The following is a 13,870-nucleotide window of genomic DNA, read 5'->3' as shown; positions in this document are numbered from 1 at the left end:
TCCAACCAAAAATCCCGATGAGCGCGCGAAAATACTGCGAATCTCCTGCGGCGCAAGCGGTTTTTTAGGGCAGAGCGGCGCCCGGCGCCAGATGCGATTTGCCTTGCGCGCAGATTTTGCCGTTCAGGCGCTGCCGCCCGAGCCGGTCCCGCCGCCGTCTTCGCCATCATCTTCGCTGCCCTTGAGCTGGCCGCGCAGGGCTGCCAGGCCCGCAAAAGGCTTGGTATCCTCGTCGCGGATCGGGGTGACACCCGGTTCGGCATAAACTGCCTCACCCAGTTCGGCGCCCTCCTTGCGCGGGTAGGCGGGAATATGGAGCGCCAGCGCCTCGGCCATCACCGCGGCCGGATCGATATGGGTGCCCAGCGGCTCACTGCGGTCGTCCTCGGCCATTTCGGCTTCGGTTTCGTCCGGCGTCTCGAAGCGGGCGAGGTAGACGCGCTCCACTTCTTCCTCGATGCGGGTGGTGACCGGCTCCAGCGTCACAACGCAATCCTGCACCACGGTGGCACCCAGATGCGCCTTCAGCTGCCAGTCGCGCTTGCCCCGGGCGCGCAGTTCGCCGGTGAAGCGGAGTTTGCGCAGGGTGTTGATGCCCAGGTCACGGGCCAGCGCCGCCAGCTCCTCGCTGCAGGGCTGGATATCAAAGGCGGTCGCGGCGTTCTGCGGCAGATCCGCGACCCGCAAGGCGGTGCTGTCAGACATGATCGGAGTCTTTCGTTTCTTGAACCGGAAGCGGTCATTAGGTAATCGGGTTCAAAGACGTATTCAAGCCGCGCAAAGGTGCGGATGCTTGGGGGGCAGGATATTGGCAAAGGCGTTTCACACCAAGACGGTGCTGCGCGGCGTAGTGATGGCAGCCGCGGCGGTGGCGCTGGCGGGCTGCGCGGCGGTCTACCGCAAGCACGGCTACGTGCCCGCGCCCGGGCTGCTGGACGAGGTTGTGGTCGGTGTCGACACCCGCGATTCCGTGGCCGAGAGCATCGGAGTGCCGTCCTCCACCGGCGTGCTGAACGACAGCGGCTATTATTATGTGGCAACCCGCTTCCGCCATTATGGCGCAGCCGAGCCCAAGCCGGTGGCGCGCGATCTGGTGGCGATCAGCTTTGACACCGCGGGCGTGGTGCAGGCGGTGGAGCGCTACAGCCTCGCAGACGGCCGCGTGGTGCCGCTGGAGCGCCGGGTAACCAGCTCCAGCGTGCAGGACAACACCTTCCTGCGCCAGCTTCTGGGCAACCTCGGCAACTTTGGCGCGGGCCAGATCCTGGGCGACGAATAGGGTCCGCTTCCGCATAGGAAAGGTGCGTCATGGCCGATCCCGCGATGCTGCTGGAAAAGGGGCGCCTGCGCGCGCGTCTGGCCTGTGGCGCGGCGGATCTGGCGGCGGCGGAGGCGTTGCGCCTGCGCTGTTTCGGCAGCCGGGCGGCGGGGCTGGACCGCTACGACGAGATCTGTTCCCATGTGCTGATCGAGGATTTGGACGGCAGGCTCCTGTGTTGCTTCCGCCTGCTGCTTCTGGAGAGCGGCGCCGGGGTGGCGCGCAGCTATTCCGCGCAGAACTATGACCTCGGCGCGCTTCAGGGCTATGCCGCGCCGATGGCGGAGATCGGCCGTTTCTGCATTGATCCCGCGCAGCGCGACGCGGATATCCTGCGGCTGGCCTGGGGCGCGCTTGCCCTGCTGGTGGACCGGGCGGGGGCGGGGCTGCTGTTTGGCTGCGCGTCGTTTGCGGGGACAGACCCGGCGGAGTACAGCGCAGCCTTTGCCTGGCTCCGCCGGCGCCACCTCGCGCCGCCGCGCTGGCGGCCTGGCGAGAAGGCGGCGGAGCTGCACCATTTCGCTGCGGCGGCGGGCGCGGGTCCTGATACCGCCGAGGCGCTGCGCCGCCTGCCGCCGCTGTTGCGCAGCTACCTCGCGATGGGCGGCTGGGTCAGCGACCACGCGGTGGTGGACCGGCAAATGAACACGCTGCATGTGTTCACCGGCCTCGAGATCGCGGCCATCCCTGCCGCCCGCAAGCGGCTGCTGCGCGCCGCGGCAGGCTGAGCCGGGGAAGAATTGGAAGTGCCCGTTAGGCGTGGTGGTTCTCAATGCAGAATACTGACCTGCTTTTGGGCGATGCGCGGCGGCCTTCGGCCTTGGCCCGCGGTGGCGCGCGCGGCGCCGTCCGCTTGACAGCCGTTGACGCGCTCTGCTGCCCGGTTTAGCTGGCTGCCATGGCACGTATTCCTCTTTTGCAGATGTCCGGCATTTCCCTCACCTTCGGGGGTGAGCCGGTTTTCGCCGATCTCGATCTGGTGGTGCAGCCCGGCGACCGGGTTGCGCTTGTGGGCCGCAACGGCTCGGGAAAATCCACGCTGATGAAGGTGATGGCGGGGCTGGTTGAGCCCGACCGGGGCTCCATCGTGGTGCCGCCGGGCAAATCGGTTGGCTACATGGAGCAGGACCCCAGGATGGAGGGTTTTGCCACGCTCGGCGATTTTGCCGCCAGCGCGCTGGATCCGGGCGAGATGTACAAGGTGGAGCGCGCGGGCGAAGGCCTGAAGTTCGACCCGGCGCGGCCGGTCGGGACCGCCTCGGGCGGCGAGCGCCGCCGCGCGGCACTCGCCAAGCTGATGGCCGAGGCGCCCGAGCTGATGCTCCTGGACGAGCCCACCAATCACCTCGACATCGAGGCGATCACCTGGCTCGAGAATGAGCTGAAATCCACCCGCACCGCCTTCGTGCTGATCTCCCACGACCGCGCCTTCCTGCGCGCGCTGACCCGCGCCACGCTGTGGATCGACCGCGGCCAGGTGCGCCGCCAGGAAAAGGGATTCGAGGATTTCGAGGCCTGGCGCGACAAGCTTTGGGAAGAAGAAGACCAGCAGCGCCACAAGCTGAACCGGCTGATCAAATCCGAAAGCCGCTGGGCGGTGGAGGGCATCTCGGCCCGGCGCAAGCGCAACATGGGCCGGGTCCGCGCGCTGCACGATCTGAAAGCGGAGCGCGCCGCCCAGATCAAGCGCCAGGGTGCCGCGGAGATGGCGCTGGACGCAGGCCCCAAATCCGGACGCAAGGTGATCGAGGCCGCGGGCCTTGCCAAGGCGTTTGACGGCAAGGAGATCGTGCGCGATTTCTCGATCAAGGTGCAGCGGGGCGACCGGGTGGCCTTTGTCGGCCCCAACGGCGCGGGCAAGACCACCCTCCTCAAAATCCTCCTGGGGCAGACGGCGCCGGATGCGGGCGAGGTGCGGCTGGGCACCAACTTGGAAATCGCGCTGTTCGACCAGACCCGCGATCAGCTCGATGGCGATGCCAGCCTCTGGGAGAACCTGACCGCGGATCCCTTGCTGGGGATTTCCGGCAAGGCCGATCAGGTCATGGTGCGCGGCCAGCCGAAACATGTGGTGGGCTACCTGAAGGAGTTCTTGTTCGACGAGCGCCAGGCCCGTGCGCCGGTGCGCTCGCTCTCGGGCGGCGAGAAGGCGCGGCTCCTGCTGGCGCGGCTGATGGCGCGGCCGTCGAACCTCCTGGTGCTGGACGAACCCACCAACGATCTCGACGTGGAGACGCTGGATTTGCTGCAGGAGCTGCTCGACGCCTATGACGGCACCGTGCTGCTGGTCAGCCACGACCGCGACTTCCTCGACCGCGTCGCCACCACGACGATTGCGATGGAAGGCGGCGGCGGGGCCACCGCCTATGCCGGCGGCTGGAGCGACTACCTCGCACAGCGCGCGCCCGCAGAGGGCGCAGAGAAGGCTGAGAAGGCCGGCAAGCCGAAGCCCGCCAAGCCCAAGCCGAAACAGGACAGCCAGCCCAAGGACGGCCTGAGCTTCAAGGAAAAGCACCGGCTGGAGGCGCTGCCGGGCGAGATTGAGCGGCTGGAGGCGGAGATCGGCAAGCTGCAGGAACTGATGGCGGACCCCGGGCTGTTCGCCCGCGAGCCGATGAAGTTCAAGAAGGCCACCGCGGCGCTGGTGGAACGGCAGGAAAAACTCGCCGCCGCCGAGGAGGAATGGCTGCTCCTGGAGGAGAAGGCCGAAGGCTGAGCCGCTTGCCAGGCGGGAGATATTTCGCCCCGGGCAGCGACCGGCGCGACCCGCGCCGCGCCTTTGGCGCGGCGCCTGGCCCAACGGCGCGATGGGGCCGCAAGGCCACTAGCGCGGGCGGGAGCAGCCGGTTGACGGGTGTGGCGCAGCAGTCATGCGCCGCGTGAAGAATCCTGAAGATCAGATGGTTGCCGGGAATTCTTCACTTTTTCTGTCAGATGAGCTTTGCCGCGTGTTCCGGTCACGCGTCCGGACCGGGTATCTGCCGGGCCGGGTTACCGGCAACAGTGCCGCCCGCGGCCACATTGCGGGTGACGACCGCACCCGCGCCAACGATGGCCCTCTCACCGATGGTGATGCCCGGCAGCAGGATCGCGCCGCCGCCGATCCAGGCCCCGGCGCCCAGGCTGACCGGCCGGGCCGTCTCCAGCCCCTTGGCGCGCAGGTCCGGGTCCTTGTGGTGCTGGGCGCAGTAGATCTGCACCCCCGGCCCCAAAAGGCAGCCATTGCCGATCCGCACCGGCGCGCTGTCGAGGATGGTGCAGCCCGCATTCAGATAGACCCGGCTGCCCAGCGTGATGTTGAAGCCATAGGCGCAGTGAAAGGGCGCTTCGATGAAACAGTCCTCGCCGTATCCGGCAAACAGCGCCGCCAGCGGCGCGCTCAGGCGGCAGGCGGGATCGGGGACCGCGCTATTGTGCCGGTGCACCGCCAGCCGGGCCCGATGGCGCAGCGCTTCCAGTTCGCGGTCAAGGCAGCTGTACCAATCGCCGGCCTGCATCTTCTGGCGTTCGCTTGGGCTCATGGCGGCCTCCCTCTTACGGCAGTGGAGACTGGCGGGCGGGCGCTTGTCAATGCGCGCAGCTGGAAGGCCGCGCCCGGCCCGGGCTTTCGGCCCGGACCAGGATTTTAAGTAAGACGCAGTTTGGAGCCCAAATCTGCACCGCGAAGGCGCCGCAGCCGGCCCAAGGACCCCAAGGCGCGTCTTCAGCGCATCCGCAGCGCGCCGTCGATGCGGATGACCTCGCCATTCAGATAGCCCATCTCGACGATGAACCCCGCCAGGCGGCCGTATTCGCCCGGATCGCCCAGACGCGGCGGGTTCGGCACATCGGCGGCGAGCTGCTGCTGCACCTCTTCCGGCAGTCCCGCCAGCATCGGCGTCATGAAGATGCCGGGCGCGATGGTCATCACCCGGATGCCGGTGGAGGCGAGGTCGCGTGCCATCGGCAGGCACATGCCGGCCACACCGCCCTTGGAGGCGGCATAGGCGGCCTGGCCTTTCTGGCCGTCAAAGGCCGCGATCGAGGCAGTGTTGATGATCACTCCGCGGGCGCCGTCTGCTTCGGGTGCGTTCTTGGCGATCTCCACCGCCGCAAGCCGCGCGACGTTGAAGGTGCCTGCGAGGTTGATGTCCAGCGTGCGCTTGAAGGCGTCGAAGGGGTGCGGGCCGTCCTTGCCCACGGTCTTGATGCCATAGGCAATGCCCGCGCAGTTCACGCAGGCCGTGATCTTGCCCATCTTGCCGGCGGCAAAGGCAATGGCGCGGGCGACAGAGATCTCGTCGGTCACGTCGGTCTCCACGAAATGGCCGCCGATCTCTTGGGCCACCGTTTTGCCGCGCTCGGCGTCGCGGTCCAGGATCGTCACCTGCGCGCCCGCGTCCGCAAAATGGCGCGCGGTGGCTTCGCCAAGGCCGGAGGCACCGCCGGTGATGACGGCGGCAGTATCTGCAAGTTTCATGAGCGGGGCTCCTCCCGTTATTTGAACATGTGTTCATATAACGGCGCCGGGACCTTCCTGTCCAGCGGCACGGGCGCGCGGGCAGTGGGCAGTCAAAGCGGCGGGTGCCAAAGGGAGCGGGCCGCGCGCGGGGCGGCACCCTGAAGCCGAGGCGCTGCCGGACGCAGCCGGGACGGTGGCAGCGAAACCGCGGCTCTGCGCTCCACTGTCCCCGCTAGGGCGCCTGCTGCGGGGATGCGTTCCGGGCACCGCCGGGCGGCGCGCTGGCAAAATGCCCGCCCGCCAGTCAGAGGCTGAAGGGCAGGGCCCGCAGCATGGGCCAAGCCCGCAGGGAAAACAGGCCCGCAGGGAAAAGAGGAGCAGCCGCTCAGGCCGACATCAGCCCCCTGTCAAGCCGCGCAAGCGGGCGCAGCAGGCGGCCAACCGGCGGCCAGAAGGCCCAGGTGCCGCCCAGCCGGTGCGCGCGGGCGCCGGTGCCGAGCTTGAAACGGGCAAGCCCGGGCGCGTCCTCGGTATTGATCACGCCCAGATCCAGCTGCCTGCAGCCGCGGGCCGCCAGCCAGGACATCGCCTCCCACAGCAAGAGGTTTGGCGCGCAGAGCGCCTTACCGCGGTCCGTCGCCTGCGCGAGGTGGTAGGTGGCGCTGCTGCCATGGGTAAGGATCAGCACCGCGGCCACCGCCTCGCCCCCCGCGTGGGCCTGGAACAGCTTCGCCTGGCCTTTGTTCTCCCGCGCATAGGCCAGCGTCAGGGCGATGGGCCAGCTGCGGTAGCGCCGCGCCGCCTGCTGCGCGCTGTCGGCGGCAAACAGCCAGTGGCCGGGGTCGAGGGGCAGGTTCTGCCGGGTAAGCCGGAGCCCATGCGATTCGCCGCGCTTCAGCCGGTTGCGCCACTTCTGGTGCAGCGCGGCGCGGCGGCGCTCCGGGTCCGGGTCGAGCGCGAGCAGCGCGGCATGGGCCGGGCTCATCAGCGGCACCGCGCCGAGGCGGGCAAGCTCCGGCGCCGGGGCCTCGGGCGACAGGATCACCGGCGTGCGGCGCAGACCTTCCTCCCGCAGCATCTCCAGGAGCTGCGACGGTTTTTCGAGGCGGGCGCGGGCCACCATCGCGGCGCTGAGTCCGCAGGGCAGGCGGCGGCGCAGCACCACCGTGTCTTGCAGCCGGGCGAGCACCAGCGGCCGCTGCCCGCAGGCGCACAGGGCGCGGGTGAATTCGGGAGTTTGCTGAAGGGCGCGCGGGGCGCCGCTGCAGGCGGGCTGACGGGGCATGGCGGCGGCAGTCTGGAAATCGAGCATACACCTGTTTACGGCTCCGAAACCTAAATGGCGGTTAATCTGGGGCATGAAAAAAACGACTCGGATCCTGGGGCAGGCCGCCCCCGCGCCGCGGATGACCAAGGCCGCTGCCACTCTGCTCGCCACGGCGCTGTCGCTGCCGGTGTTCCTGATCCTGACGCTGTTGCAGGTTCTGCTGTCCTGATCGGTCAGGGGAGCGTGCCGACGACTGAATAGGGCGCCGGAGCGCCAGGCCGGAACGCCGCGTCAAGCCCGTGCGGACCGGGTCCCAAGCGCGCGGCACACTGCGCCCAGACTGGACCCGAAGGCACTCGGGAGCGGCCAAGTCGTCCGCCGTGCCTGCGGTAAGTGCCGGAAAGCGGCGCGGCGGACGCGGAGGATGGCGGCCGGCGCGCTCCCGCGCCCGCAGGCGGACTGGCTGCGCCACTCCGCCTTCTGTGCGGCCTTGGGCCGGGCGCCGCTGCGCGGCGCGGTCCAGCGGTGGTGTGCATGCGGATGTCCCCCACGCGGGAGTCTCGGCGGCCGGGCGCCACAGTCCAGCGGAAGCGCGCGCAGGTATGCGGCCGGAAAGCGCTTCACCAGCTCCTGGTCTTGACCGCAGCGTATGGCCCAAGCGCCCGGCTTGGCGCGAGTGCAGCTGCCGGTCCGCGCATGGCCAGAGCGCACGTTTGCGGCCGCAGCCGAAGCCGCCTGCAACCCCGGCAGTACCTGCTTCGTCGCGGCAAGCACGGAAGCCTCGCTGAAAGCGGGTTCCCAAGCATCCCGTGCGCCGGGGCGGAGGGGGGTCCCGCATCACCTGCCGAAGGCCGCTGCCCATGGCAGGCCCATAGCCGCCGGAGCACAGCTGGCGGCTGAGTTTATGATACCGCGGGTTCTCGAACCTTGGCTGCTCCGGCGCGGCCCGTGCTCCGCCAGGGCCGCTGCATCGGCACCAGTCGAGCCCGCGCTGCTCGTCAGCGCGGCGCCCGGCCCAACTGTGAGGATCCATCTCCGATGGGTCCGGAGCGGACGGGAGGGGGCCGCTGGGGGGCGGAAGGGCACGAAAAAAGGGAACACAAGGCTCCCTTTCTCCCAAGGCTTGAACGCGGCCCCTTGACACCGCCCGGACTGGCCGGCCCAGAAGCAGACGGCTCAGCCTGCCAGCTGCACCAGCGCGTGGCGCTTCTTACCGGCGGAGAGCTTGATGGGTGCTGCCAGAGCGCCTGCGTCGATCATCAGCCCTGCGTCGGTCAGCGGCTTGTCGTCGAGCCGGGCGCCGTTCTCGGCGATCAGCCGCTTTGCCTCCTTGCCGGATTTTGCCAGCCCGGATTTCACGATCAGCTGCACGACCGACAGACCCTCGCCCAGATCGGCGGGGCTCAGGGTCAGGGTGGGCAGGTCCTCGCCGACGCCCCCCTTCTCGAAGACCTCGCGCGCGGTGGCTTCCGCCGCCGCCGCGGCGTCACTCCCATGCAAAAGCGCCGTCACCTCATTGGCGAGGATCACCTTGGCCTCATTGATTTCGGAGCCCTGCAGCGCGCCCAGCCGCTCGCATTCCGCCACCGGCAGCTCGGTATAGAGCTTGAGGAACCGGCCGACATCGGCGTCGGTGGTGTTGCGCCAGAACTGCCAGAACCCGTAAGGGGAGAGCATGTCACCATTGAGCCAGATCGCGCCGCCTTGCGACTTGCCCATCTTGCGCCCGTCCGAGGTGGTCAGAAGCGGCGAGGTGAGGCCGTAGATCTCCTGCTCCAGCACCCGGCGGGTCAGGTCGATGCCGTTCACGATGTTGCCCCATTGGTCCGAGCCGCCCATCTGCAGGATGCAGCCATAACGCCGGTTCAGCTCCAGGAAGTCATAGGCCTGCAGGATCATGTAGTTGAACTCGAGGAAGCTCAAGCTTTGCTCGCGGTCGAGCCGCGATTTCACGCTCTCGAACGACAGCATCCGGTTCACCGAGAAATGGCGGCCGATGTCGCGCAGGAAGTCCAGGTAGTTCAGCCCGTCCAGCCATTCGGCATTGTTCAGCATCAGCGCGCGCTGTGCCGTGGCGACACCGCCCATTTCCGTAGCACGGTGCTCGGAGTCGCCTTCATAGACGAGGTATTTCGCAAAGACCTGCTGCATGCCCGCGATATTGGCGTCGATCTGCTCGGGGCCGAGCAGCGGGCGCTCATCCGAGCGGAAGGAGGGGTCGCCCACCTTGGTGGTGCCGCCGCCCATCAGGGTGATCGGTTTGTGGCCGCATTTCTGGTACCAGCGCAGCATCATGATGTTCAACAGATGCCCCACATGCAGCGACTGCGCAGTGGCGTCATAACCGATATAGGCAGGCTGAACCCCTTTGATCAGCGCTTCGTCCAGGCCCTGGTAATCGGTGCAATCGGCAAGATAGCCGCGTTCCATCATGACAGCGATGAAGTCCGATTTGGGTGAGTAGGTCATGGCATGCCTCGGCTCGTGTTTATGCGTCGGGCTGTATAAAACGCATTGGCCCCGGTGGGAACCTGTTTTCCCGGCAAAAAACGCAGGCTACAAGAAGCGCAGGCGGCCGCAGCTGCGCCAGGACAGGCGCTGCGGGCAGGGCGCAGAGGCAGGAACAGGCTGGAGCGGAGACAGGCGATGAGCAGGGCCATTGCAAGACAGGGCGCGGTCTGGGCGCTGGGCGCGATGAGCGGCACCTCGCTCGACGGGGTTGACGCGGCCATGGTGCTGACCGACGGCACCCGCATCCACGGCTTCGGCGCCAGCAGCTACCGCCCCTACAGCACGGAGGAGCGCGCGGTGCTGCGGGCGGGGCTTGGCAAATGGACGGGCCCCGAAGTTGAAGCGGCGGCGGAGGTCACGACCCGCGCCCACGCCGAGGCGCTCGCGCCCTATGCGGACGCGGAGCTCATCGGTTTTCACGGCCAGACGCTCGCCCATGCGCCCCGGCGGCAGGGCACTCTGCAGGTCGGCGACGGCGCCGCGCTGGCCGGGCATCTGGGCAAGCCGGTGGTCTGGGACTTCCGCTCCGACGACGTGGCGATGGGGGGCGAGGGCGCGCCGCTCGCACCCTTCTTCCACTTCGCTTGCGCCAGGTACATCGGCGCCACGCGGCCCTTGTGCTTCCTGAACCTCGGCGGTGTCGGCAACCTGACCTATGTCGACCCGCGCCATGCCCGGCCCGAGGACGCCGGCGCGCTGATCGCCTTTGACACCGGGCCCGCCAACGCGCCGCTCAACGACCTGATGCAGGAGCGGCTGGACCTGCCTTGCGACGAGGACGGCAGGGTCGCGCGCAAGGGCCAGGTCGAGACGGGCGCGCTGGAGTTGTTCCTGGCCGAGCCCTTCTTTGCCAGGATGCCGCCCAAGTCTCTGGACCGCAACGACTTTGCCGAGATGGTCAGACTGGTGCGGGAGTTGAGCGATAGCGATGCTGCCGCGACCCTCACCGCGATGTGCGCGGCCTCGGTGGCGCAGGGCATGGAGCACTGCCCGGAGCCGCCCGGGGCGGTGCTGGTCACCGGCGGCGGCCGCCGCAACCCGGTGCTCATGGAGATGCTGAAGGTCTCGCTCGACTGTCCGGTGAAAATAATCGAAGACGCAGGCCTCGACGGCGACATGCTGGAGGCGCAGGCCTTTGCCCATCTCGCGGTGCGGGTGGCGCGCGGACTGCCGACCTCGGCCCCCGGCACCACCGGCGTCAGCGCCTGCGTGGGCGGCGGAGTCGTGAGCCGGCCCGGGCAGTAGCTGCCGCCGCCGGCGCGCAAGGATTTTCAGGAATTCCTTGCAAATTTTCTTCAGAAGAAATTTGCGCCGCCCGTCTTGCGGCCAAGGCGGCGGATGCGAACTCTGTGTGCCTCAGCCGCGCGGAATGTCAAATCCCGGTGCCGCCAGCTCGAAGCCCTCGAACTCGAACCCCGGCGACACGGCGCAGCTGACCAGCGTGAAATCACCGGTGCTGCGCGCCGCCTGCCAATAGCCCGCCGGCACGATCAGCTGCGGCGCGCCCGCGCTGAGGTCCGGGCCAAGCAGATGGTCCCGGGCCGGTCCCGCCCCGCTCTCCGCCATCGACAGCACAAGCGGCGCGCCCGCGTGGTAGAGCCAGATCTCCGCCGCGTCGACCCGGTGCCAATGGCTGCGCTCGCCCGTCTGCAACAGGAAATAGATGCAGGTCGCCGCGGGCCTGCCGGCGTTCCCGGCCCGCCAGGTTTCCCGGTACCAGCCGCCCTCAGGGTGGGGCTGAAGCCCCAGCCGTTCGATGATCTCCTGCGCCCGCATGGCTCTTCCTCTCTTTTGCTGCTGGTAAATCCTGTGGGCGCGCATATCTTTGCGCCATGACATTCAGCATTCCTTTCGACAACACATACGCCGCCCTGCCGTCGGCCTTCTACAGCAAACTGCCGCCCGAGCCGGTGGAGGCGCCGAAGCTCCTGGCCTTCAACGCGGACCTGGCGCAGCTCATGGGCATCTCCCCGGGAGACCCAGAAGACATGGCCGCGGTCTTTGCCGGCAACACCGTGCCCGAAGGCGCCGAACCGCTGGCCCAGCTCTATTCCGGCCACCAGTTCGGCACCTACAATCCCCAGCTTGGCGATGGCCGCGCGATCCTGTTGGGGGAGACAGTGGGGACCGATGGCAAGCGGCGCGATATCCAGCTCAAGGGCTCTGGCCGCACGCCTTATTCGCGCGGCGGCGACGGGCGCGCCTGGCTCGGGCCGGTGCTGCGCGAATATGTGATCTCGGAGGCGATGCATGCGCTCGGCATTCCCACCACCCGGGCGCTCGCCGCGGTGGCCACAGGCGAGACCGTCTGGCGTGAAGCGGGCCTGCCCGGCGCGGTGCTCACCCGGGTTGCGGCAAGCCACCTGCGCGTGGGCAGCTTCCAGGTCTTTGCCGCGCGCGGCGACATTGCCAGCCTGAGGCGGCTGACGGATTACGCCATCGCCCGCCACTACCCCGGCGCCGAAGGGCCAATGGGCCTTCTGCGGGCGGTGCGCGATGCCCAGGCCGAATTGATCGCCGCCTGGATGGCGGTCGGCTTCATCCATGGGGTGATGAATACCGACAATTGCGCTGTTTCGGGCGAGACCATCGACTACGGGCCTTGCGCCTTCATGGATGCCTACCACCCCGATACGGTATTCTCCTCGATCGACCGCGGCGGGCGCTACGCCTATTCCAGCCAGCCCGGCGTCGCAGTCTGGAACCTGGCCCAGCTCGCGACCGCGCTGATCCGGCAGCTCGACGATCCGCAGGCGGGGGTGGAGGAGGCGACGGAAATCGTGCACGCGATGCCCGCCCTGATCGAGCAAGCCTGGCTGCGCCGCTTCCGCACCAAGCTGGGGCTGAGCGCGGCGCGCGACGGCGACATGGCGCTGATCACCCGCCTCCTGGACCTGATGGCAGCGCAGCGCTGCGACTTCACCAACAGCTTCCGCGCCCTGGCCGAGGACCGCGCGGAAGATGTCTTCGCGCAGGACGAAGGTTTCCAGGCCTGGGCCGCGGACTGGCAGGCGCGGCTGGAGGGCGAGCCCGGCCCGCAAGCGGTGATGCGCGCGGCAAATCCGGCGTTCATCCCGCGCAATCACCGGATCGAGGCGATGATCGCCTCCGCCGCCGCGGGTGATCTTGCTCCCTTCAACCGGCTGAACCAGGTGCTGGCGCGCCCCTATGACAGCCAGCCTGAACACGCCGATCTGCAACGCCCGCCGGCTCCGGGCGAGGAGGTCGAAGCCACCTTCTGCGGCACCTGAACGGCAAGGACCCGCCGGCAACGCCACTTTCTGACCCAAAATACCCTCGGGGGTGAATTGGGCCAAAGGCCCAAGAGGGGGCGGACAGCCCCCTCAAGCCTGACAATCCGAGCGCTGCCCGCCCCATCCTGCCCATAAAACGCGCATTACCCGCGGGCGGAAACCCCTTCCCACCGCCCCTGGCTCTGCGCCAAACTGAGAAAAGCCAGAGGGAAGCGGATGCCCAAGACCAGACAGCCGGATACGCTGCGTGTTGCCAGTTACAATATCCAGAAATGCGTCGGCCTCGACCTGCGGCGGCGGCCGGAGCGGACATTGCAGGTGATTTCCGGCCTTGGCGCCGAAATCGTGGTGCTGCAGGAGGCCGACAAGCGCCTGCCGCCGCGGCCCGCGGCGCTGCCGCATTTCCTGGTCGAGGAGACCGGCTGGCAGGCGGCGGACCTGGGCGGCGCGGGCTCGCTCGGCTGGCATGGCAATGCGGTGCTGTTCCGCGGGCCGGTGGAGCTGGAGGCCAAGGGCCACCTGCCGCTGCCGGGGCTGGAGCCGCGCGGCGCGGTTTGGGTGCGGTTCGGCACGGCGCTGGGGCCGGTACGGGTGATCGGCGCGCATCTGGGGCTGACGGGGCGGGCGCGGCGCGAGCAGATGCACCACCTGGCGCAGGCGGCTGCGGAGCGGGAGGCGCACGGCGAAGCCGTGGTGCTGGCGGGCGATTTCAACGAATGGTCCCGCGGCGGTGTGCTGGAGCATATCGCGCCTGCCTTGCGTTTCGTGCCGCCCAAACCCAGCTTCCCGGCGCTGCGGCCGCTGGGCGCGCTGGACCGGATTGCCCATTGCCAGCGGCTGAAGGTGGTGGCGCATGGCGTGCATGCCGCCCGCCCGGCGCCAATCGCCTCGGACCACCTGCCGGTCTGGGTCGACCTGGCCGCCAGCTGAGGCTGCTGCGCCAGTTCATGTTCCGCGCGGACTTGCCAAGAGCTGTAGGGTAGCGCCGCCGCCTTTCACATAAGGAAGCGCTTGACGGTTGCGTGCGAGAGGGGGAGGGCTCCCGCGCCCGCGGGTGTCTCCGGCTCCGCCGAAGGCCC

Annotated in this window: 13 protein-coding genes; 7 read left to right on the top strand and 6 right to left on the bottom strand. The window is 68.6% G+C overall.

The window, feature by feature from the left end:
- Positions 1 to 123: 123 nt before the first annotated feature.
- Positions 124 to 705, bottom strand: a complete 582-nt coding sequence (locus tag ACOHX0_RS14160; protein WP_420677580.1) for a YceD family protein — start codon at positions 703 to 705, stop codon at positions 124 to 126.
- Between the two features lie 100 nt (positions 706 to 805).
- Between ACOHX0_RS14160 and ACOHX0_RS14155 the strand changes: the two genes are divergently transcribed.
- The 3 genes from ACOHX0_RS14155 to ACOHX0_RS14145 all read left to right on the top strand — a co-directional run bounded on the left by ACOHX0_RS14155 (position 806) and on the right by ACOHX0_RS14145 (position 4,034).
- Entirely contained in the window at positions 806 to 1,279 is a 474-nt protein-coding gene (locus tag ACOHX0_RS14155) for an outer membrane protein assembly factor BamE (protein WP_420677673.1), read from the top strand.
- 29 nt (positions 1,280 to 1,308) lie between these two features.
- On the top strand, positions 1,309 to 2,046 hold the full coding sequence (locus ACOHX0_RS14150) for a GNAT family N-acyltransferase (protein ID WP_420677578.1): 738 nt from the start codon (positions 1,309 to 1,311) through the stop codon (positions 2,044 to 2,046).
- Between the two features lie 170 nt (positions 2,047 to 2,216).
- On the top strand, positions 2,217 to 4,034 hold the full coding sequence (locus ACOHX0_RS14145; RefSeq protein ID WP_420677576.1) for an ABC-F family ATP-binding cassette domain-containing protein: 1,818 nt from the start codon (positions 2,217 to 2,219) through the stop codon (positions 4,032 to 4,034).
- 241 nt (positions 4,035 to 4,275) lie between these two features.
- On the opposite strand, the gene ACOHX0_RS14140 is transcribed toward ACOHX0_RS14145, so the two are convergent.
- The 3 genes from ACOHX0_RS14140 to ACOHX0_RS14130 form a co-directional block, all read right to left on the bottom strand.
- Positions 4,276 to 4,839, bottom strand: a complete 564-nt coding sequence (locus ACOHX0_RS14140; RefSeq protein ID WP_420677574.1) for a sugar O-acetyltransferase — start codon at positions 4,837 to 4,839, stop codon at positions 4,276 to 4,278.
- Positions 4,840 to 5,021: 182 nt separating this feature from the next.
- Positions 5,022 to 5,777: an SDR family NAD(P)-dependent oxidoreductase gene (locus ACOHX0_RS14135; protein WP_420677573.1), complete on the bottom strand. Its 756-nt coding sequence runs from the start codon at positions 5,775 to 5,777 to the stop codon at positions 5,022 to 5,024.
- A 367-nt stretch (positions 5,778 to 6,144) separates the two neighbouring features.
- Positions 6,145 to 7,071, bottom strand: coding sequence for a GNAT family N-acetyltransferase (locus ACOHX0_RS14130; RefSeq protein ID WP_420677572.1), 927 nt, complete (start codon positions 7,069 to 7,071; stop codon positions 6,145 to 6,147).
- Between the two features lie 46 nt (positions 7,072 to 7,117).
- On the opposite strand from ACOHX0_RS14130, the gene ACOHX0_RS14125 reads away from it, so the two are divergent.
- The gene (locus ACOHX0_RS14125; RefSeq protein ID WP_420677571.1) at positions 7,118 to 7,255 is read left to right on the top strand and encodes a hypothetical protein; all 138 of its coding nucleotides are present in this window, start codon (positions 7,118 to 7,120) and stop codon (positions 7,253 to 7,255) included.
- A 947-nt stretch (positions 7,256 to 8,202) separates the two neighbouring features.
- Here the strand turns inward: ACOHX0_RS14125 and tyrS are convergent.
- Positions 8,203 to 9,495, bottom strand: a complete 1,293-nt coding sequence (gene tyrS / locus ACOHX0_RS14120) for a tyrosine--tRNA ligase (RefSeq protein ID WP_420677569.1) — start codon at positions 9,493 to 9,495, stop codon at positions 8,203 to 8,205.
- Positions 9,496 to 9,672: 177 nt separating this feature from the next.
- On the opposite strand from tyrS, the gene ACOHX0_RS14115 reads away from it, so the two are divergent.
- Positions 9,673 to 10,782: an anhydro-N-acetylmuramic acid kinase gene (locus ACOHX0_RS14115; protein ID WP_420677567.1), complete on the top strand. Its 1,110-nt coding sequence runs from the start codon at positions 9,673 to 9,675 to the stop codon at positions 10,780 to 10,782.
- 111 nt (positions 10,783 to 10,893) lie between these two features.
- Here ACOHX0_RS14115 and ACOHX0_RS14110 read toward each other — a convergent pair whose 3' ends face one another.
- On the bottom strand, positions 10,894 to 11,313 hold the full coding sequence (locus ACOHX0_RS14110) for a cupin domain-containing protein (protein WP_420677566.1): 420 nt from the start codon (positions 11,311 to 11,313) through the stop codon (positions 10,894 to 10,896).
- Between the two features lie 56 nt (positions 11,314 to 11,369).
- Between ACOHX0_RS14110 and ACOHX0_RS14105 the strand changes: the two genes are divergently transcribed.
- Positions 11,370 to 12,788 (top strand): protein adenylyltransferase SelO, encoded by a 1,419-nt coding sequence (locus ACOHX0_RS14105; protein WP_420677564.1) that lies wholly within the window; start codon positions 11,370 to 11,372, stop codon positions 12,786 to 12,788.
- A 219-nt stretch (positions 12,789 to 13,007) separates the two neighbouring features.
- A complete protein-coding gene (locus tag ACOHX0_RS14100; RefSeq protein WP_420677562.1) occupies positions 13,008 to 13,721 on the top strand; it encodes an endonuclease/exonuclease/phosphatase family protein in 714 nt (237 codons plus the stop codon).
- Positions 13,722 to 13,870: the final 149 nt, after the last annotated feature.

Source organism: Cribrihabitans pelagius, from assembly GCF_048820915.1.
In the GTDB taxonomy this organism is placed as follows: domain Bacteria; phylum Pseudomonadota; class Alphaproteobacteria; order Rhodobacterales; family Rhodobacteraceae; genus Cribrihabitans_A; species Cribrihabitans_A pelagius.
This window is presented reverse-complemented; position numbering and strand designations above follow the sequence as displayed.